Raw genomic sequence first — 21,930 nt, 5'->3', positions numbered from 1 at the left:
GAAGGCTCTAAGACACGAAGTAACACAAAGATTAATTTTTAGTACAACTTTGCGACTTTGTGGCAAGATAATACACTATAAATATGATTCAACCCGAAATACTTTGTCAGTCGCCCATTTTCCGGGGCATTTCTCCTGAAGAATTATCTGAGCTTTTTACACAGATTCACTTTCAGGTTAAAACATATCAGAAGAACGATTTGATTGTAATGGGTGGCGAAGTCTGCGACCGGCTACTGATCATTCAGTCAGGAAGTGTGAAAGCCGAGATGAACGACTATTCAGGCAAAACCATAAAGATTGAAGATTTGTCGGCGCCCCAGCCTTTAGCCACGGCCTTTTTATTTGGAACGCTGAATAGGTTTCCTGTAACAGTTTCGGCCACAACGGATGTCGAAATGGTTTCTATTCCGAAGCCAGAGTTTGTAAAACTACTGCAATTGAATGCCTTGATCCTGAATAATTACCTGAATACGATTTCAACACGGGCACAGTTCTTATCGCAAAAGTTGAAGTTTCTTTCCTTTAAAACCATCAAGCAGAAAATTGCGCATTACCTGCTCGAAAAGGCTGGCGACCGGCTTCAAACGGTTGAGATCCAGCAGTCGCAGGGACAATTGGCCGAAATGTTTGGCGTAACCCGACCTTCGTTAGCGCGTACTTTGGGTGAGATGTGTCAGGAAGGATTAATTGAAACTGACCGCCGTTGCATCAAGATTCTGGACAAAAACCAAATGAACCAGTTGCTAAAGGGTTAAAACAACCACCTTACTTCAGCCAAGTGATGGGCATAAAAAAACCTCTCCGGGTTATCGAAGAGGTTTGAATCTGATGAGTACAACCAATATTATCTGGGACAATTCGTTCTATTTTGATGCCTGAAGTTCAATCTTTACCTGATTGTTCTTGGCATTCATTGTAAATGTTTTTTCGTTTTTATTGTACGAAGTGTAGCTGGCAACTAATTTGCAATCGCCTGATTTTACATTGTCGATCACAAAATGGCCGTCAAAATCGGTATAAGCTTTTTGGTCCGAACCGTCAACTTTAACTTCCACGCCAACCAAAGCTTCACCTGAAACCTCGTCAATTACGTTTCCGCTTAAAGAAAGTACAATTGCTTCTGACTTTGAATCTGCTTTGGAATCTGTTTTTTCAGCGAATGCGCTTGTTGTTGCAAATGCTACAACAAGCGCGAAAATTACTTTTTTCATAACTGTATTTATTTGTTTATTATCTCCGATTAATACTTTCAAAAGTACCGCCGCCCAATTAAAGGGCAATTAAGCATCAATTAAAATATTGTTACAAACAGCAGATCTTCGAAATCCGACCTATTCGTTTGATTACAGAAAAATTACAAACAACTCTTTTCTGCCTCGAATTTGGCAGATTCGCCGCATTTTAACCGCATGCATTTCTTAATTTCAGGAAATGGAAATAAAATAACCTGACTATTTTTTTACCGGTTTCTCCGGATATTCGCGTTCGCTGATTATCTCACCGTTCTTGCCAAAATTTCGCCAAATTCCAACTTTCTCGCCCATATCGTAATGCAACTCATAAAGCAGGCTTCCGTTCGCATCCCAGATCATCCAGGTTCCGTGTTTCAGTCCGTCTTTATAATTAGCCAGACCAATCAAAACCTTTTGTTCGTTGTAGGTAATCCACGATCCGTGCATCAGGTTGTTCTTGTACGACCGGACTTCATTTATCTGCCCATTTTCAAAATAAACATTTACAGTGCCATTCTTCATGCCATTTTCGAGGTTCATTTCGAGTTTGATTTTGCCGTTGGGAAAGTGAGTCACATATTTCCCGGTATAGGCAACGCTATCGGCATAATAAATACCGTTTATTTCCTTCAATTCCTGAGCCTTGGCCGCAAATGCAAAAAAGCCGATCATGACTATTAACAAACTGAGCTTCTTCATGGTGCAATTCTTATATTTAAAATTCCGGAATGAATTGTTCCGGTTAAGTTACATTTTTAAAAAGAGCTTCATCAGCCCCGAGGACTCGGGGCCAATGAAGCTCCATTTTCAATTTATTATTCTTCCTTATTTGGAAATCATTTTAACCGATTTCTGAGAATCAGATGTAATCACTTTGGCGATATACATTCCCTTTGGAAGAGCAGAACCGTCGAATTCGAAACGGTGTGTTCCTTCAGTTAAATTCCCTTCCTGAAGATTGGCCACTGTACGGCCTGAAATGTCGGTTACAACAATTCGTACATACGAACTTTTTTCAAGTTGAAGTTCAATGTTTGTACTTCCTGAGAATGGATTTGGATAACTCACCAAACTGGCTTCGTTTGCAATCGTTGGTTCCACGGCTGTAATAACCCAGTAAGATGCATTCTGAACTGGTGAATTGGTAGCAGGCTGGAAGTTTGGACTGGCAAAATTGAAAGGATCAGCAATTTTTACATCGGTATTGTTTGTAAATAGCTGATTCGTGCGTTTTGTTGCTTTGTACCATGCTTCCATTGTTGCGGCAGTCATTACTGTTGCATTTGCATCCTGAATGAAGTTATCGCCACGAATACCAGCCATAATACAATTTTGAACGGTTAGCAAGTCGGTGTTTGCAGCAGTTTGGCTACCATCTGACTCCAAACGAAGGCCTTTACCCCAACCAAGGAAAGCCGTATTATAAATTTGTAAACGAGTATTACGACGTAAACGCATGGCTGAACCATCGGCATGTTTAGCCTGAAGTGTTGTAGGATTTGTTGCAGTTATTGCCGGGCCGAAGGCACTAACGTTGCTGAATACGGCATGAGTAAAAGGCTCGGCTGTACTTCCGGCGGCATCGTTATCCGATTCGAAAGCATTGGCAGCATCGGTGTCAACAATATCGTTGGTGCGAAGTGCAACAGCATATTGAATCATACCGCGGAAACCGTTATCGGTATCAAAGTCGTCGTCTTCCGTTTTGTACGAAATCAGGCATTTGGCATTTACTGATCCACCAAACCATTCGTAAGCATCGTCACCCGAGTAGCTTACCTGAATGTGATCAAGCGTGGTTCCGTTTCCAACCGAACAAAGTGTCAGACCATTGATTTCAGATCCGGTAGCAATTTCGTATCCGGCAAACTCGATACGCACATATTGTAATGTTCCGGAGTTGTCGCTATCATCGGTTCCACCGTATTGTGAGGTAATACCACCTTCAGCAGTACCAACACCACCCGCAATGTTATTTTTTGCATTTCCACAAAGTACCACACCACCCCAGTTACTTGTTGTGCGAAGTCCGGCAGCCTGATTAGAAGTAAATACAATTGGGTTAGTGCTTGTTCCAACCGCATTGATTTTACCACCACGCTGAACGATCAGGGCACTTTTTTCGGTACCGCGAATAACTGTTCCTGCACTAATTGTCAGGGTTGCACCTGCGTCAACATAAACCCAACCATCAAGCTTAACGGTTCCGCTCCAGGTTTCGTTTGCAGTAATGTGAGTACCGGTTGCCATTGCAAATTGTCCGTTACCTTTGGTTGTTGTTGCATCAGCATAAACTTTGTTAACCGGATCCCATTCAGCCCAGCCAGTAGTCCAGTTCGTAGTTCCATCAAAAGCGCCAACGTATTTTACATGATCGAAAAAACTATTGTTAATCGATGCTACAGTCGTATTAGTTGTTCCTGAATACCAGTATGAGGCATTCAAAACAGGAGAACCCGTTGCTGGTTGGAAGTTTGGACTGGTAAAATTGAAAGGATCGGTGATTTTTACATCGGCATTGGCTGTAAATAACTGATTCTTACGTGTGGCAGCTTTATACCATGCTTCCATAGTTGCAGCAGTCATCACGGTTGCATTGGCATCCTGAATGAAATTATCGCCACGAATACCAGCCATGATACAGTTTTGTATGGTCATTAAATCAGTATTTGCAGCAGTTTGGGTGCCATCAGATTCGATACGAAGACCTTTGCCCCAGCCTAAAATAGCAGTATTGTATATCTGCAAACGTGAATTACGGCGGATGCGGAATCCCGAACCATCGGCATGTTTTGCTTGTAAAGAAGCAGGATTGGTTGCAGTAATCGCAGGACCAAAAGCACTGATGTTGCTGAAAACTGCGTGGGTAAATGGCAATGCAGTACTTCCGGCAGCGTCGTTATCCGATTCAAAAGTGTTGGCAGCGTCGGTGTCAACAATATCGTTGATACGAAGTGCAATACCGTATTGAACCATTCCACGGAAACCATTATCAGTATCAAAATCGTCATCTTCGGTTTTGTACGAAATCAGGTATTTCGCATTTACAGTTCCGCCAAACCATTCGTAAGCATCGTCGCCCGAATAGGAAACCTGAATATGGTCGATCGTAGTTGCCCGACCTACAGAGCATAGGGTTAAACCGTTAATTTCTGAACCTGTTGCAATTTCGTATCCGGCAAACTCGATACGTACATATTTTAAAGTTCCTGAGTTATCGTTATCATCGGTACCACCGTATTGCGAGGTAATACCACCTTCGGCAGTACCAATGCCACCAGCGATGTTATTTGTTGCATTTCCGCAAATTACAACACCGCCCCAGTTACTGGTTGTGCGAAGTCCTGCTGCCTGATTCGAGGTGAAGACGATTGGATTTGTGCTTGTACCAACTGCGCTAATCTTTCCACCACGTTGAACGATCAAGGCACTTTTTTCAGTTCCACGAATTACTGTTCCGGCATTAATTGTAAGCGTTGCACCTGCATCAACATAAACCCAGCCGTCAAGTTTAATCACTCCACTCCAGGTTTCGTTGGCAGTAATGTGAGTACCAGTTGCCATAGCAAACTGTCCGTTACCTTTGGTTGTAGTTGCATCAGCATAAGCTTTGTTTACCGGATCCCATTCGGTCCAGCCAGTAGTCCAGTTGTACGATCCGTCGAAAGCACCAACGTAATTGACATGGTCAAAAAAGCTGTTATCGATTGAAGCTTCTGTGTTGTTAGTTGTTCCGGCATACCAGTAAGAAGCGTTCATAACAGGGGAGCCTGTTGCTGGCTGAAAATTAGGGCTCGCAAAATTGAAAGGATCGGTGATTTTTACATCGGCATTGGCTGCGATAACTTGGTTTTTGCGTGTAGCAGCTTTAAACCAGGTTTCCATGGTTGCAGCGGTCATTACGGTTGCATTGGCATCCAGAATGAAATTATCGCCACGAATTCCAGCGATGATACAATTTTGAATAGTCATCAAGTCAGATTGTGCAGCAGTTTGTGTGCCATCCGATTCGATACGAACGCCCTTGCCCCAACCTAAAATGGCTGCATTATAAATCTGCAAACGTGAATTACGACGGATACGGAATCCTGAACCATCGGCATGTTTTGCTTGTAAAGAAGCAGGATTGGTTGCGGTAATAGCAGGACCAAAAGCGCTAATATTACTAAAAACGGCATGAGTAAAAGGTTCAGCAGTACTTCCGGCAGCATCGTTGTCCGATTCGAATGTGTTGGCAGCGTCGGTGTCAACAATATCGTTTGTACGAAGAGCAACACCATATTGAACCATACCACGGAAACCATTATCGGTATCAAAGTCGTCGTCTTCAGTTTTGTACGAAATCAGGTATTTGGCATTTACAGTTCCACCAAACCATTCGTAGGCATCGTCGCCCGAATAGGAAACCTGAATGTGGTCGATTGTAGTTGCCCGACCCACAGAACATAGCGTTAATCCGTTAATTTCAGATCCGGTAGCAATTTCGTAACCGGCAAACTCAATACGGACATATTTTAAAGTCCCTGAATTGTCGTTGTCATCAGTTCCACCGTATTGCGAGGTGATACCACCTTCGGCAGTACCAACACCGCCAGAAATGTTATTGGTTGCTTTTCCGCACAGAACAATTCCTCCCCAGCTACTTGTAGTGCGAAGACCAGCAGGTAAGTTGCTTGTGAATACGATAGGATTGGTACTTGTTCCAACTGCGTTTATTTTACCACCGCGTTGAACAATAACCGCACTCTTTTCAGTACCACGGATAATTGTTCCGGCCTGAATGGTTAAGATTGCACCTTCATCAACATAAACCCAACCATTGAGTTTAATCACTCCAGTCCAGGTTTCATTAGCAGTGATGTGCGTTCCGGTTGCATAGGCAAACTGTCCGTTACCTTTAGTTAAGGTAGCATCGGGATACACTTTATCAACCGGTGACCATTCAGCCCATCCGGCAGTCCAGTTGAAAGTACCGTCGAAAGCGCCAATGTAATTGACGTGATCGAAAAAGCTGTCGTTAATGCTTTGGGCCGAAGCCCCAAAAGTAATCAACAACGATACAATAAGTGAAAGTAAAATTTTCTTCATAATTTGAATTTTAATGTTCAAAAAAGCAATCTTTTTTCTATTGTTGTTTTGTTTATTATTCATATTTAACAGCACATTAGAGTTTCACAACAATACCGGCAGAGAAGCTTCTGTTGGGCGTGTAATTGTAAGTGTCAACTGTAATGTTATCGTTCGTTCCATAGTACTGAACAAAACGTACAGGATTATTCAGGATGTCCTTAACACCAGCCTTAAAAGTCACTCGTTTGCCCAATTCCTTTTGAATAGTCAGGTCAAGTGAATTTCGTGGAAGTTCCCAGGTATGTGGGTTCAGAGGGTTTCCGACATAGGCAATCCGTTTCCCAAGCCGGTTAAAATTAACGCCAACATTAAATTTTGACGCTTCACTGGCGTAGTTTAACCCGAGGTTAATGATGTAGGGAGACTGGCCTTGCATGATTCGTTTTTTATCGCGGGCAAAGCCTTGCTGTGAGGTATTTATCTGGCTCTTAATGAGCGAAGTGTTGAAAATTATGGTCAGGTTTTTTAGGTAATTCAGGAATCCACTTGAATGTTCAAATTCGGTGAATTGCTTGCGGGCATCCAGTTCAAGCCCCATACTATAGGCCTTTTCGGTATTGAAAGGTTTGTAGTCGTAACCGGTTCCGGCTGGAATCAGGAATACTTCAATCGGATCGGTAAAATCTTTATAAAAAGCTGCTAACGAAACAACTTCGCCTGCCGAAGGATACCATTCGTAACGAAGGTCGTAGTTATCAATGTATGCGCTTTTCAGCGTATCGTTCCCGTGAATAATGGCGAACATGTCGAAGTCCTGGTAATCAAAATTCGACATTTCCCTGAATTCAGGACGATTAATCGTTTTGCCGTACGAGAACCTAACCAGATTCCTATCGTTGATGTTATAAGTCAGGTTAATGGAGGGAAAGTAATTGATTGTATCCCGAACGATGTCAAGGTTGTCGGTATTTCCGGTCTTTTCGTAAAAATTGCTGATTTTCCGGTTAAACTTTTCGAAACGCACGCCACCGTAAGCATTTATCTTTTTCGAAATTGGAATTTTTAACCCGATGTAACCGGCCAAAATTTTGTCTTCCCCATCGTAACTGTCTTTCGCGGCAGTATTATCGCGATAGGTTATCCCGTCCTGATTGAATGGTGCTGTTTGGTCGAAATAGATATTTTCTTCTGAAAAAATCTCGCTGGCAGGTTTGTAGAAAATATCGGGTGGATTGTTGTATGCAACAGCTCCTATTAAGCGAGAACTAAACTCACGTTTTTTGCGTTCGTATGAGACTCCAGCCTTTAAAGTATAATCAGCGTTACTATTGAAAATTTTGAACAAGTGTTCAAAATCGGCTTTGTAATTGTAAATATTTTCATTGAGGTTTAGCCACAAACGTCCGCCCAGGTAAGCATTCGGTACATTTTGCATCCGAAGGAAGTATTCATTATAATGGTCGCCATTTTGATTATTGTCCAGAATAAAAGTCAGTCGGCGGTTGTCGGGTTGCGAATTTTTGGTGTACCCATATCCAGCCATCCAGTTAAACTTGGTTCGTTCGTGGTTGAAATGTTGCTCTCCGGCCAACTGTCCTGAATAAATAAAACGACTTTCGTAGCGCAGGTCAATCGCATGGATAGTGTCCACATTGTAGTAATTTACCCCATCTCTGATGTTAGTGGTTTTATTACCCATCTGATTCACCAGGTTCCTGAATTCAAGTTTCTGGTTGTTGCCATAAAGCAAGTTCCAGTTATGGATGAAACCAATTTTGGTCGATTCTTTTGATTTCTGATCGTGAAAATCGAAATCTTTGATCACGCGGTTTTGTTCTGCCGAATAATCCTGGTATTCCAGCCGGTCAACTTCCTGGTAATCGCTTGTCGAATTGTACGAAAAGGACGAAATGTTTCCCAGCGAAACTTTGCCTAGCACAAAACGCCGTTGCAGCGTGATGGATAAACTTTGATCAGGAAGTGGAGTTTTTGATTTAGACTCCCAATTGTTACTGAACAGCTTCGAAACCTTTACCAGATCGGTAGTTTTTTGCATGTAATCATCGATACTTTTCCAGGTATAAAGTCCTTTAAACACATCAGCCGATGGCACTCCCTTCGGAACATCCCTTGTTCCATCGTCGTATCCCAGCCAGTCGGTTTTCCCACCCTGGTAGGTTTGGAACTTGTTATTGAAGGTGGTATGTTCAACATATTTAGTATTGTATGCGATAACCAGACTGTTTTCGTCGGCATTGCTCTTCGTTTCAACATTGATGGCAGCCCCGGCGAAATCGGCAGGTAGCTCGGGCGCCGGACTTTTATAAATCAGGATGTTGTTGATCATTCCGCTGGGAATGGCATCAAACGAAAAAGCCCGCTTGTCGGCTTCGAAACTGGGAGCCGTTGCTCCGTTCAGCATTACCGAATTGTATCGTTCAATCAATCCACGTACAATCACGAAACGCCCGTCAGTAATGGTGATTCCCGGAACGCGGCGAATGACTTCTGCTGCATCTTTATCCTGCGATTTACCAATTTGTTGGGCTGAAATTCCGCTAACAATCAGGTTACCAGCTTTGAGCGACGATACCATTGAAACTTCTGTATTGTCGCGTCGTTTAGCAACTACTTTTACTTCATCAATATCAACTGAAGCCGATTTGAGAGCAAAATTCAGTACCGTTTCTTTTCCTTCAGTTACCTCTGCTCTAACAATTTGGTTGTCGTACGAGATGTACGAAATAACCAGGTTGTACGAACCTGCTTTAACGTTGTCGATCCGGAAATTTCCATCAAAATCGGAAGAAGCTCCTTTGGCAGTTCCTTGTATAACTACAGTGGCTCCAATTAACGATTCTTTGGTGTTGGCATCAGTAATTGTTCCTTTAATAACACCAGTTTGTGACTTGCCCACAATCGCAACGATCATCAAAAAGGCAAACAGCAAAATTTGTTTCAGTTTCACTCGAATATAAATTAGTTAATACATTGAATGCTTCGCGGCGTCGTTTATCATGCCCTATTCATTCAAAACCTTGATTTTATGCTTTTGATTTTGGCTCAAAGGAATAGTTCAGGAATTACAAATAGGTTAATTTATGTTTGCAGTCCAGTTACATTTGAATAACAAGATTGTAACAACAGAAATTAATCATCACAATACCAGATACTTAAACAACATGCCTTGTATCGCATCTATCCTGCATTAAGTATTAAGACTGTGTTAAGCTTCGATCAAAAGCGAGATGACTATGTTCTTGTCGTTTGGGCAGCAACTTTAAGTTTCGAATCAGATTTTTATTTTATCGGGGAAGTGAAATTTTGAAACTAAAGGGATTTGTTGGCCCAAAAAGCAAATATTTCTTTTTTGTTTCACAACGTAATCAACCCGAAATACTTCTTTAATCGTTGTTTGGCTGTTTAATAACTTTGGCTCATCACTATGGTAACGATCTCATAACGTATCACATCTCCGGATATCCTAAGTTTGGATTGAACTTATTTTTGAATTGCCGTATTCAAAATTCGACCGTTAAACTCAGAACAACACTGAAGCAGATCAAGCAGCGATTTGTATGAAGTGAGAAATAGATGGCCATCCCCCGTTTATTGTAAAAACGGGTTATCACATGAATAAGCATTAACCTAAATCAAAATGAAACTTACCGGATTACTAACCGAAGGCGACATCAATTTTACCAATGGACGCCTGAAATGGAATCAGACGATTACTGATCCTTTAACCCGCCAGATTCTGGCCGACGATGCCCGCTATTTTATCCACCAGTCGATGTCGACCCCCTGCCTCGATGTGTTGGAGAACTGTAAAGGAAGCGGGATGCAAACGATCTCCGGAAGAAAATTACTGGATTTTCACGGAAACAATGTTCACCAGTTGGGCTACGGAAATGATTATGTCATCAGTCGAATTACTGAACAACTCAAGAGCCTGCCGTTTTCGCCGCGCAGGTACACCAATCAGCCTGCTGTTGAACTGGCCCGGAAATTGGCCGATTTATTGCCCGGAAACCTGAACCGAAGTTTATTTGCTCCGGGTGGAACTTCGGTTATTGGCATAGCGTTGAAACTTGCACGTGTGGTTACCGGGAAGTACAAACTCGTTTCGCTTTGGGATTCGTTTCACGGCGCTTCGCTCGATGCCATTTCGGCTGGGGGTGAAGCTATTTTCAGAAAACAAATGGAACCATTGCTTCCGGGGGTAATGCACATTCCTCCACCAACCACTTTCCGGGGTATTTTTGGAGATACTGAAGAGGATCAGTTAAAATACGCCGATTATTTGGAATATGTAATCGAAAAAGATGGCGAGGTTGGTGCGTTTCTGGCAGAAACGATCAGGAATACCGACGTGCAAATTCCTTCAAAAGCATACTGGAAACGGATTCGTGAAATATGCACCAGGCATGGTGTTCTGTTAATTCTCGATGAGATTCCGATTGCACTTGGGCGTACAGGCAAAATGTTTGCCTTCGAAAACTTCGGCATTGAACCCGACATCATCTGCTTAGGGAAAGGACTGGGAGGAGGTATCATCCCATTTGCAGCCATGGTGGCGCGCGATAATTATAATGTTGCTCAGGATATTTCTCTGGGGCATTATACCCACGAAAAAAGTCCGCTGGGAAGCGTGGCCGCGCTGGCAACTATTAATTATATCGAAGAAAAAAACCTTCTGCAAAAAGTTTTAGATGATGGACTTTGGATGCACAAAGAATTAAACCTTCTGAAAGAACAGTTCCCAATTATTGGCGACATCCGCGGGTTAGGCCTTTTGTGGGGCATTGAACTGGTGAAAAATCGTGAAACAAAAGAGAAAGCAAGTGAAGCAACCGAACAAATCATGTACGATTGTATGGCTCATGGACTGAGTTTTAAAGTCTCACAGGGAAATGTACTTCAACTTTCACCGGCGTTGACAATCAGCCGTGAAGATTTGCAAATAGCAATTTCCATTCTTTCGCAGGCCTTCGAGAATAATTTGGTTAAAGATTTATAAAAAATGCTGAAAAATATTAATCGAAGATTAATCCATTCATAATCAGATTACAATATTACAAACAGACCTTTGTACCGATAAACAAACAGTTAGATCATGAAATAGCCATAAGGGCAAATGCCCATACCAACCGAAAATGTATAATTGGCTATTCCATGAGTACGTGACGACTTTCAACAAATCAAAAACATTGTATACGAATGAAAACAAGACTACTTTTTACAGTTATTATTTTCTCATCGATAGTTGGGAGGGTATTTGCACAAGAGGCTTTGGCGATGAATTTTACCGGCGACACTAAAACAACAAAGGTTGCCGTTGCCGGATTACCCAGTTTTGAGTTTAGAGCTTCTGACAACAACAATGACTTGAAAGCTATTTCAAGCGAAATGGTTGGCGAACATTTTCTGGGGAAACTGGTAGCCGAAAAAATGTACTTGCTCAATTCGAAATATACCTACGAGGTTCCAATCGTACCCGGAAACCCTCAAACCCGCACGATGATTCGTAAACCTGTAATATACGATGCGGTAAAGAAGATTGAGCGCTACTTGAAAAAATCAGTAAAAAAAGGAGAACTCACAACCGAAACCGCATCAGCCGAATTCAACAAAGTATTGGATGTTGCATTTAATGTGCTTACCGCCGAAACTGCCAGTTTTGAAAAAGCAATCGGCGAAACCAATGATGCAAATTCGTTGACCAACCTATTTACCAAGCAGGTAAATCTGGTATTCTAAATACAAAAAGCAATTTATTAATTATTGATTTTACTGGTTTTTATGGCACAAAATGCTGTAAACGGCCATTTCTATGTCAAAAAAAAGAGAAGAAAAGTATTAATTCTAACCAAGTAAAAATGCAAAAATTTACCTTATTAATTATCATGTTCCTCCTGATTGGATCAACGGTATTTGCCCAAAAGGCAACTGTTGAAGGATCGGTAAAAACCAGCAATGGAGAGAGTCTGCCAAGTGCAACCATTCTGGTAAAGGGAACCACCAACGGAACCTTATCGGATGTTAATGGGCATTTCACCATTAAGGCAGAACCGAAAGACATTTTGGTAGCATCGTATATCGGATTCGAAACCATTGAAGTTCCGGTTGGCAATCAAAAGATGATCAATATTACTTTAGAAGATTCGAAACAGGAAATCAAAGAAGTAGTTGTAACCGCATTAGGTATTGTAAAAGAAAAAAGCACCATTGGGTTTTCCATTCAGGACGTAAAAGGTACTGAGTTGGTTAAAGCCAGGGAACCCAATGCAATCAACGCCCTGACCGGAAAAGTAGCTGGTTTAACAGTCGGCGCTTCTTCTGAAATACTTGGTGCGCCTTCGGTTCTACTTCGTGGAGCAGCTCCACTCTATGTCGTTGATGGAGTTCCGGTTCAGACCGATACCTGGAACATCAACCCCGATGATATTGAAAGCTACACCGTATTAAAAGGCCCTACCGCTGCCGCTTTATATGGATCGAGAGGCCAATACGGCGCCATTCAGATTACTACCAAACGCGGCACTACTGATAAACGAGGCTTCTCTGTCGATTTCAATTCAAGCACTATGACCGAGAGCGGTTTTTTGGCCATTCCAAAAGTTCAGGATGAATATGGTGCTGGGGACCACGGAATATATGCTTTTGCTGATGGAAAGGGAGGTGGTTTAAACGATGGCGATTACGATGTGTGGGGACCTAAATTTGATGGTCAATTGATACCGCAATACGATGGGCAGTACACGCCCGGAACTTCTTACACAACAACTTATGCCAATGGTTCAACATACACGGGCAATATTAAACCAACTTCATATGTTGCGCGTGGAAAAGATAACCTGAAACGTTTTCTTGAAACAGGACTTCTTTCGAACAATAGTCTTGCTCTTTCGGCAAGCGGCGAAAAATACGACCTTCGCTTCTCTGCTTCGCACAGTTACCAAAAAGGTATCGTTCCAAATACCAAGCTCAATATAACTAACTTCAATTTAAACGGAGGCTACAACGTTTCGAAGAAGCTTCGTATAAGTGCCAACATGGCTTATAGCCGCCAATACACCCCCAATGTTCCTGATGTAAATTATGGCCCTAACAGTATTATTTACAACATCATTGCCTGGGGTGGAGCTGATTGGAATATTGACGATATGCGTAACTACTGGCAACCCGGAAAAGAAGGTGTCCAGTCGGTTTATGCCGAATACCAGCGTTACCACAATCCTTACTTCATGTCGTACGAATGGTTGCGCGGTCACTACAAAAACGACCTTACAGGAAATGCAACTATATCATACAAAATTAGCGATTACTTTAATTTGCAAGCCCGTACAGCCATTTCAACCTACGATTTGTTCCGGTCAGAAAAGCTTCCATATTCGGCACACCCTTATGGTCGTGAAGCTGGCGAAGGCGATTACCGCGAAGACAAACGTAACCTGTTTGAAAACAATACCGACGTACTTTTGTCGTACGACCGCTATGTGGTACCAAAACTTAGTTTGCATGCCACTGCCGGGGGAAACATTCGCTCCTACTCATTTAGAAGCAGCTACGCCACAACCGATTACCTGAATGTTCCGGGATGGTATAACCTGAGCAATTCTAAAAATCCGGTAAAATCGTATAACTTCTATGCCCCCATGCAAGTGTTGAGCGCCTATGCTACTGCCGACCTTACCTACGACGATTTTTTAACCTTGTCGTTAACCGGCCGTGCCGATAAAAACTCGACCCTGCCAACCAGTCACAACACTTATTTCTATCCATCGGTTTCAACCAGTATCGAGTTGTCAAAACTGATGACCATTCCTTACGTTAAATCGTGGAAAGTCAGAGGTTCATATGCGCAAGTTGGTGGCGCTTTAACATCAAGCACTATTGGACAATTGTGGGTTCCGGGTTATGGAGGCAACTATTACTCACCTTACGACGGGCCATCATTCCAGAACTCGGCTTCTTACTCCATTGATCTGATCCAGGGAAAACCAGCCGCAGCTTTTACCAACACCATTTCGAACCCTAACCTGAAACCAAACTCAAGTTCGGCATGGGAAGTGGGCACTGACATGGGACTTTTCGAAAACAAACTGAATTTTGATGTGACTTACTTCTCAAGCATCGACGGGCCACAGATTTTTTCTTTGCCAATTTCAGGAGCCACCGGGTATTCGTCGGCTTTAGTGAACGGGATCAAAGTTCAGCGAAAAGGTATTGAAATCAATGTTTCAGGATCGCCAGTGCATAAAGTCAATGGCTTTAGCTGGGATATTTCGGCTAACTACTCAACCTATCAACGATATCTGAAAGAAATTTACCCCGGAGTTGAAAAACTGAACATCTATTTAAAAGTAGGCGACCGTATGGACAAAATGTATGGGTCGGACTTTGTGAGAACTTCGGATGGCAAAATTATAAACGATGCCAGTGGCCGACCAATTCGTAATTCGGTAGCTCAATATCTTGGTAATGCAAACTCCGACTGGGTTGGAGCGATAAACAACACGTTTTCATACAAGAATTTAAGCCTGAAAATACAGTTCGACGGCCGCTTTGGCGGACATATTCTTGACTATGTTGAAAAGAAAACATATCAGGGAGGTCGCCACATCAATACTGTACTTGGCGATATGGGAGCTGCTCGTATTAACGACACCAAGGGAATTAAATCGTATGTTGGCGAAGGAGTAGTTGTAAGTAACGGACAGGCCATTGAATACAATTCAGACGGACAGGTTACCAATTACGACAAGTTGCAATTTGCACCAAACACAACGGCAACTTACCTGCAAGATTACATTAGCCGCTACTATGGAACCGATGTGGCCGACCGCATTAGCCGCACTTTTGTGAAATTGCGCGAAGTGGTTTTAACCTACACCATCCCTCAAACTGTATTAAGCAAAACCTTTATCAAACAGGCGAATATCTCGTTTGTAGGCCGTAACCTGTTGTACTTTGCTGAACGGACCGATATCGATATCGAGCAATACATCGACGAAAGCAATGGTTCTTCCGGACTTCAAACCCCAACAACCCGTCGCTTTGGGTTCAACCTGAATATCAGTTTCTAAACCAAAGTTTTATTTACAAACTCACAATTATACAGAAATGAAAAAATTAATCATATTCATGATGGTATTCGCAGTAGGGTTATCGTCATGTCAAAAATTCGAGGATCTGGAAAAAGATCCGAACCGTCCGGGTGATGTACCTCCATCACTGGTATTTACCAGAGTACTTTACAAACTGTATTACTCGCCATGGAGCGACCAAATGAGATGGGGTCAATTTCACTGCAGCAACTACGCTTATTACGACGATCAGGAATACGACTGGACAACAACCGACTTCAATTACAATCAGTTGAAGAATGTGAACCAGATGATTTCGGAAGCAACGCGTGTTGGTTTAGCCGATAACAATCCATATTCCGCCATCGGTAAATTTTTTAAAGCCTACTTTTTTGTCGATATGAGTTTGAGGCTCGGTGATGTACCAATGACCGATGCGTTGAAAAGTCTTGAAAATACAGCTCCAAAATACGATACGCAAAAAGCGGTATTTAAACAGGCATTAACCTGGCTCGAAGAATCGAATACTGAACTTCAGACCCTCATTAACAGTAACGACCAATCTCTTACAGGTGATTTTATGCTTGGCAACGACCTGAAGAAATGGCAAAAAGTGGTGAACAGCTACAAACTTCGCGTACTGATAGCACTGAGCAAAAAAGAGTCGGATACCGATCTGAATATCAAAGCACAGTTTGCCAATGTGGTGAATAACCCAACCAAATACCCAGTAATGACTTCCTTGGACGATAACCTGAAGTTCACTTACAACAGTTCCGACACAAAATACCCACTGAATCAGGATAATTACGGACAGACAGCTACCCGTAACAACATGGCGGCCACTTACCTGAATACGCTGGTATCGTTGAAAGACCCACGTACTTTCATTGTTGCCGATCCGGCCCCTGCCAAAATTAAAGCCGGGCTTACAGCATCCGATTACGAAGCTTATGTTGGAGCAAGTTCGGGCGAAAGTTTGGACGACATGTCGACTAAAATGCTGAACGGAGAATATTCGCCAATCAGTAAAAGCCATTATTACAGCTCCTACCTTGGTGAACCTTGTATTCAAATTGGTTATTCCGAAGTGTGCTTTAGCATTGCCGAAGCGATTAACCGTGGTTGGGTTGCCGGAAATGCCGAAGATTATTACACCAAAGGCATAAAAGCTTCGTGGACTTTCCATGGGGTAACCGATGTCGAAACAAAATGGACTGCCTATTATGCGCAGCCTTCGGTCAAATTAAGCAGCACCTCTGCCTCAGCACTTACGCAGATTTTAACTCAGAAATATCTGGCCTTCTTCCAGAATTCGGGATGGGAAGCTTACAACAATTACCGCCGTACAGGTGTGCCAACTTTCCTTACTGGCCCCGGAACTGCGAACAGCGGACGTATTGCCAAACGCTGGCAGTATCCAAGTTCTGAACGAACAACTAACGCCACCAATTACAATGCAGCTCTGACTAGTCAGTTTGGCGCTGCAACCGACGACATTAATTCGGAAATGTGGATCATCAAATAAACAGCATCGTTCATATATACATTCCCTCTGTTTGATTTCCCTGACAGCTTTTGCTGTCAGGGTTTTATGGTAAGAAAATTCATTTAAAACATAATGAATGTCCGGTATTGTACCTAAAATGGAAATGGTTCTTGTTGGTGGCGACAGGCCTTGGCCGGTGAGCCGAAAAACAAGTGAAGGCGGCGTTAAAAAATCTTTTCTGTTTGACCCCGAGTAATCGGGGGAGTTTAAAAGATTTTAGCTGTCGAACGTTAGTTTTTCGAGCGAAGCGGGCACAGCCTTGACTTTTTTTGATTCCTTTTTTGTGTCAAGACAAAAAAGGAATTGGGGCAAGGGGCAAAGCCCCTCCGATTAAAACAATTAGGGAAGTTACCGAACATTCACATAAAACATTGATCAGCAATATGAATCAACTCAAAAACATTAAAGCAGTCATTTTCGACTGGGCTGGAACGATCATCGACTACGGTTGCATAGCGCCAACGCAAGTGTTTATAGAAGTTTTCCGTAAAAGAGAAATTATTATCACCATGGAAGAAGCACGCACTCCGATGGGATTGGCAAAGAAAGATCACGTTCGGGCGCTTTTCGGGTTTGATACGGTACAAAAACAATGGCTGGCCGAATATGGCCGGATTCCATCAGAAGCAGATGTAGAAAGTATTTATTCTGAATTGGAGCCAGCCTTAGCTGAGATTGTAAAAGACTATTGCGACCCAATTCCCGGAGCTATTGAGTTGATTAATTCACTCAAAAAGCAAGGCATCAAAGTGGGTACAACTACCGGTTATGTCGAAGAAATGATGAATTCTATTATTCCAATAACCACCGCAGCAGGTTTATTGCCCGATGCAATTATTAGTTCTTCGGAAGTTTCTGCTGGCCGCCCGGCTCCGTGGATGATTTACCTGAATTGCGAGATTATGGATGTTTATCCGCTCGGCCAAATAGTGAAAATCGGCGATACTGTTGCCGACATTCAGGAAGGAAAGAATGCAGGAGTGTGGACAATCGGGTTAACCAAATCGGGAAACGAGTTGGGATTGTCGCTCGCCGAGGCCAATGCTGCCGACCCTGTTTGGCTGGCCGAAAAGATTGCTGTTGCCGGTCGTAAATTATTGAATGCCGGAGCCGATTTTGTGGCCGAAGGTGTTTGGGATTGTTGGTCTGTCCTGGAAGAAATTGACCAACAAATTGAGACGAATGCCTTGACCGACCATCAGGATTTACCCACCGTTACAAAGGGAAAGCAACTGTTTAATTATTTTCCAATGTTCTTTTAAAACTTGTCTAACATTAAATATCCCATGAAACGACCATGAGAAAACCATTCTCACACTGGAGAATGATTATTTGGGAGTTCCATGTGGCAATTAAAAAACAAATTATAAACACATGAAAAATAGAATAGCACTTTTCGTATTCATCCTGTTCGGCCAATTCTCAATCGACAAAATACAGGCGCAAACAAAAACAGAGAACATCATCCTGGTAACTCTTGATGGTCTGCGCTGGCAAGAAGTATTTGGTGGCGCCGATTCAACCTTGCTGAAAAATAAAAACTACACCAGAGATTACGACGGAACGGCGGCAAGCTTCTGGAACGATAATTTAGAAGTACGGCGGCGCATGCTTTTCCCGTTCATTTGGAATGTTGTCGCACAGAATGGGCAATTGCACGGAAACCGGAATGCCGGAAGCAAAGTAAATGTGGCTAATCCATATCAGTTTTCGTATCCCGGATACAATGAAATGCTAACCGGATACGCCGATCCGACAGTAAATTCGAACGATAAGGTAATGAATAAAAACACCAATGTACTCGAGTTTATTAACCAGCAGAAAGAATTTAAAGGTAAAGTAGCTGTTTTCAGCTCGTGGGATGCTTTTCCATACATTTTGAACGAGCCGAGAAGTGGTATTTATGTAAATTCTGATACCGACACGATCAATTTCAAGAATTCAAATCTGAAATTGATCAACGACCTTCAGTCTCTAGCACCACGGCCTGTCGGCGTTCGTCCCGATGTGATTACTTATATGGCAGGACGCGAATACCTTAAAGCTTATCATCCCCGGATACTTTACATTGCGTTTGACGAAACCGATGATCTGGCACACGCCGGAATGTATGATCAATACCTGAACAGCGCCCATGCCGAAGATGCCATGCTTGCTGATATTTGGTCCATCGTACAATCCAACCCTCAATATAAAAACAAAACCACCCTGATTATCACCTGCGACCATGGCAGAGGAGATGCAATTAAAGACCAATGGAAAGATCATGGCCAGGACATTAAAGACTCGGGTGAAACCTGGCTCGCCGTAATTGGCCCCGACACCAAAACAATGGGCGAAGTAAAGACGACAGAGCAATTGTACCAAAGGCAATACGCCGCAACAATTGCTGCTTTGCTTGGACTGGAATTTACGGCTGAGCATCCAATGGGTAAACCGATCTGGGATATTTATACCAAATAAAACATGGCCAAAGCTATTTCGCCCGAAATGAAAAGGTGGAGGTTGCAAATATTTTCAGTAACCTGGCTCGCTTATTTCGGAATGTATTTTTGCCGTAAAAATTTCAGTGTAGTCATGCCGGTATTGAGCCGCGAACTGCACACCTCGAAAGATGAATTTGCAGTTGTAATTACCGTTTACAGCCTCATGTACATGATTGGCCAGTTTCTGAACGGCTACCTGAGCGACCGCCACGGCCCACGCTTGATTGTTGGCATCGGGCTTTTGCTTTCGGTTATTTCAAACCTGATGATGGGTTGGATGGGAACCGTTGGTTCTTTTCTTTTCCTGATGGGATTAAATGGTTTCGGGCAATCGTCGGGTTGGTCGGGGCTGATCAAGAACCTGACTCCCTGGTTTAAAAAGAAAGAACGTGGCGTAGTGATGTCGTACTGGACTACTTGTTATGTGATTGGTGGGATGGCTGCAACAGCTTTCGCCACTTATTGGCTCTCCAATCAGATTATCATGGCGAATTTGTCGTGGCGTCGGGCATTTCTGGCTCCTTCCATACTGCTGCTGCTCATTTCGCTGGTTTACATCCTGATGGCTCGTAATAGTCCAACCGACGTGAATCTCGAATCCTTCGAAAAAAGTACAGATACGCCAAAAGGTAAACGAAAAGAAAAAACGGCTCAGTTGGCTGTACTGAAAAATGGAGCTGTTTGGATTGCTGCAATCATGTATTTCTTCGTCAAGTTTACCCGATACGCTTTCCTTTTCTGGCTTCCATTGTATTTGTCGGAAGCCCTCAAATATTCCGACCAGCAGGCCGGATACACCTCAATTGCTTACGAGGCTTTCGGCTTTTTTGGCATACTTGCCGCCGGTTATGCTTCCGATTACCTTTTTAAATCGCGCCGTTTCCCCATTAGCTCAATCATGCTTTTCTGTTTAGCTTTTGTGCTGTATTTGCAACCTCATCTCAGTCCGCTCGGCATCGTTCCAACCATCGTTTCAATCGGATTGATTGGCTTTTTCACCTATGGACCAGACTCAATCATGTCGGGAGCAGCAGCCATGGACTTCGGGAAAAATCACGGAGCCGCGCTTGCTGCCGGAGTGATTAACGGAGTCGGATCAGCCGGGCAGTTGCTTTCGCCTGTAGCTGTGGCTTATGTCTCCGGCAAATACGGATGGGATGCGCTTTTTGGATTGTTTGTAATCGTAACCTTAATCGCAGCCTTTTTGCTCATCCTGAAATGGAACTACGGAAAAGAAAATCAGGAAGCTGAACCGGAGAATACACAAATCCAAACTCCGGAATTATCAACAGTAATCGAATAACACCAATCAATATGGACAATAAATTATTTACCCCAGGGCCACTAAATACAAAACAATCAGTAAAAGAAGCCATGCTTCACGACATGGGTTCGCGCGACAAAGAGTTTCTGGAAGTGGTAAAGGAAATACGAAATGAATTGCTGAACATTGCCGGGGTATCCCCGGAAGATGGATACGATACTGTGCTGATGCAGGGTTCAGGAACTTTCGGGGTTGAATCGGTTGTTTCGACCGTCATTCCCAGTTTTGGGCATTTACTGATTCTAACCAATGGCGCTTATGGCGACCGTATGAAGCAAATGGCCAATGTTTATGGAATCCGGACAACGACTTTAAAATACAAAGAAAATGTAGTCCCTTCGGTTGATGATGCCGAAGAAATTCTGCTCGACGATGAAACGATAACGCACATCGCCCTTGTTCATTGCGAAACCACAACCGGCATTTTTAACAACATTGAAGGAATCGGCCTACTGGCAAAAAAATTCAGCAAAATATTTATAGTGGATGCCATGAGCAGCTTTGGCGCTGTACCAATCGACCTAAAGGCACTGGACATTGATTTCCTGATTTCTTCGTCAAACAAATGTATCGAAGGGGTTCCAGGGTTTTCGTTTGTGATTGCAAAATCAGAATCGCTCGAAAGATGCGCAGGACAAGCCAGAACCGTTTCTCTCGATTTATACAGCCAGTGGATCGATATGAAAAAGAGCAACCAGTTTCGTTTCACTCCGCCCATCCAATCCATTTTAGCCTTTCGTAAAGCTATTGATGAACTCAAAACTGAAGGCGGAGTTGCAAAACGATCTGAACGTTACCAGAAAAACTATCGCCGATTGATGAAGGGAACCGAAGCCCTCGGATTAAAAACGTACCTGGATAAAAAAGATCAGGGATATATCATCACGTCATTTCTATTTCCCGACCATGCGGATTTCGATTTTACGCAATTCTACGAAAGCCTGCATCAGCGCAGACAAGTGATTTACCAGGGAAAATTGAGCGATACCAACTGCTTCAGGATTGGAAATATTGGTCAACTGTTTTTGGAAGACATTGAGAAACTATTGCTGGCAATAGCAGACGTTCTGAACGAAATGGGAATTCAGACGACCGATTTGCTTGGCGAATAATTGCACTTTTTATCCGTCTGTAACATTTTAATAATCTCAAATATTCAATATCTGTACTGAAAATC

13 protein-coding genes are annotated in these 21,930 nt (G+C 42.8%); 9 read left to right on the top strand and 4 right to left on the bottom strand.

The features are described 5' to 3' along the window. Nucleotides 1-83 precede the first annotated feature (83 nt). Nucleotides 84-758: a Crp/Fnr family transcriptional regulator gene (locus tag AQPE_RS11970; protein WP_318351297.1), complete on the top strand. Its 675-nt coding sequence runs from the start codon at nt 84-86 to the stop codon at nt 756-758. A 108-nt stretch (nt 759-866) separates the two neighbouring features. Here AQPE_RS11970 and AQPE_RS11965 read toward each other — a convergent pair whose 3' ends face one another. The 4 genes from AQPE_RS11965 to AQPE_RS11950 form a co-directional block, all read right to left on the bottom strand. Then, on the bottom strand, nt 867-1,214 hold the full coding sequence (locus AQPE_RS11965; RefSeq protein ID WP_318351296.1) for a carboxypeptidase-like regulatory domain-containing protein: 348 nt from the start codon (nt 1,212-1,214) through the stop codon (nt 867-869). A 240-nt stretch (nt 1,215-1,454) separates the two neighbouring features. Continuing rightward, the gene (locus AQPE_RS11960) at nt 1,455-1,934 is read right to left on the bottom strand and encodes a toxin-antitoxin system YwqK family antitoxin (RefSeq protein WP_318351295.1); all 480 of its coding nucleotides are present in this window, start codon (nt 1,932-1,934) and stop codon (nt 1,455-1,457) included. A 126-nt stretch (nt 1,935-2,060) separates the two neighbouring features. Further along, nucleotides 2,061-6,323, bottom strand: coding sequence for a T9SS type A sorting domain-containing protein (locus tag AQPE_RS11955; protein ID WP_318351294.1), 4,263 nt, complete (start codon nt 6,321-6,323; stop codon nt 2,061-2,063). Between the two features lie 76 nt (nt 6,324-6,399). Next, nucleotides 6,400-9,273: a TonB-dependent receptor gene (locus tag AQPE_RS11950; protein ID WP_318351293.1), complete on the bottom strand. Its 2,874-nt coding sequence runs from the start codon at nt 9,271-9,273 to the stop codon at nt 6,400-6,402. A gap of 690 nt (nt 9,274-9,963) precedes the next feature. Between AQPE_RS11950 and AQPE_RS11945 the strand changes: the two genes are divergently transcribed. From AQPE_RS11945 to AQPE_RS11910, 8 genes are all read left to right on the top strand, one after another. After that, on the top strand, nt 9,964-11,325 hold the full coding sequence (locus AQPE_RS11945) for an aspartate aminotransferase family protein (protein ID WP_318351292.1): 1,362 nt from the start codon (nt 9,964-9,966) through the stop codon (nt 11,323-11,325). A gap of 200 nt (nt 11,326-11,525) precedes the next feature. Next, nucleotides 11,526-12,065, top strand: coding sequence for a hypothetical protein (locus tag AQPE_RS11940; protein ID WP_318351291.1), 540 nt, complete (start codon nt 11,526-11,528; stop codon nt 12,063-12,065). 119 nt (nt 12,066-12,184) lie between these two features. Continuing rightward, nucleotides 12,185-15,394, top strand: coding sequence for a SusC/RagA family TonB-linked outer membrane protein (locus tag AQPE_RS11935; RefSeq protein WP_318351290.1), 3,210 nt, complete (start codon nt 12,185-12,187; stop codon nt 15,392-15,394). A 37-nt stretch (nt 15,395-15,431) separates the two neighbouring features. Further along, nucleotides 15,432-16,922, top strand: coding sequence for a SusD/RagB family nutrient-binding outer membrane lipoprotein (locus AQPE_RS11930; RefSeq protein WP_318351289.1), 1,491 nt, complete (start codon nt 15,432-15,434; stop codon nt 16,920-16,922). A gap of 404 nt (nt 16,923-17,326) precedes the next feature. Next, complete coding sequence (gene phnX, locus AQPE_RS11925) at nt 17,327-18,205, top strand: phosphonoacetaldehyde hydrolase (RefSeq protein WP_318351288.1); 879 nt, start codon at nt 17,327-17,329, stop codon at nt 18,203-18,205. Nucleotides 18,206-18,317: 112 nt separating this feature from the next. Further along, nucleotides 18,318-19,406 (top strand): hypothetical protein, encoded by a 1,089-nt coding sequence (locus AQPE_RS11920; protein WP_318351287.1) that lies wholly within the window; start codon nt 18,318-18,320, stop codon nt 19,404-19,406. Nucleotides 19,407-19,409: 3 nt separating this feature from the next. Beyond that, nucleotides 19,410-20,732 (top strand): MFS transporter, encoded by a 1,323-nt coding sequence (locus AQPE_RS11915; protein WP_318351286.1) that lies wholly within the window; start codon nt 19,410-19,412, stop codon nt 20,730-20,732. A gap of 11 nt (nt 20,733-20,743) precedes the next feature. After that, the gene (locus AQPE_RS11910) at nt 20,744-21,865 is read left to right on the top strand and encodes a 2-aminoethylphosphonate--pyruvate transaminase (RefSeq protein WP_318351285.1); all 1,122 of its coding nucleotides are present in this window, start codon (nt 20,744-20,746) and stop codon (nt 21,863-21,865) included. Nucleotides 21,866-21,930: the final 65 nt, after the last annotated feature.

Origin of the sequence: Aquipluma nitroreducens (assembly GCF_009689585.1) — a bacterium.
GTDB classification, from domain to species: Bacteria; Bacteroidota; Bacteroidia; order Bacteroidales; family Prolixibacteraceae; genus Aquipluma; species Aquipluma nitroreducens.
This window is presented reverse-complemented; position numbering and strand designations above follow the sequence as displayed.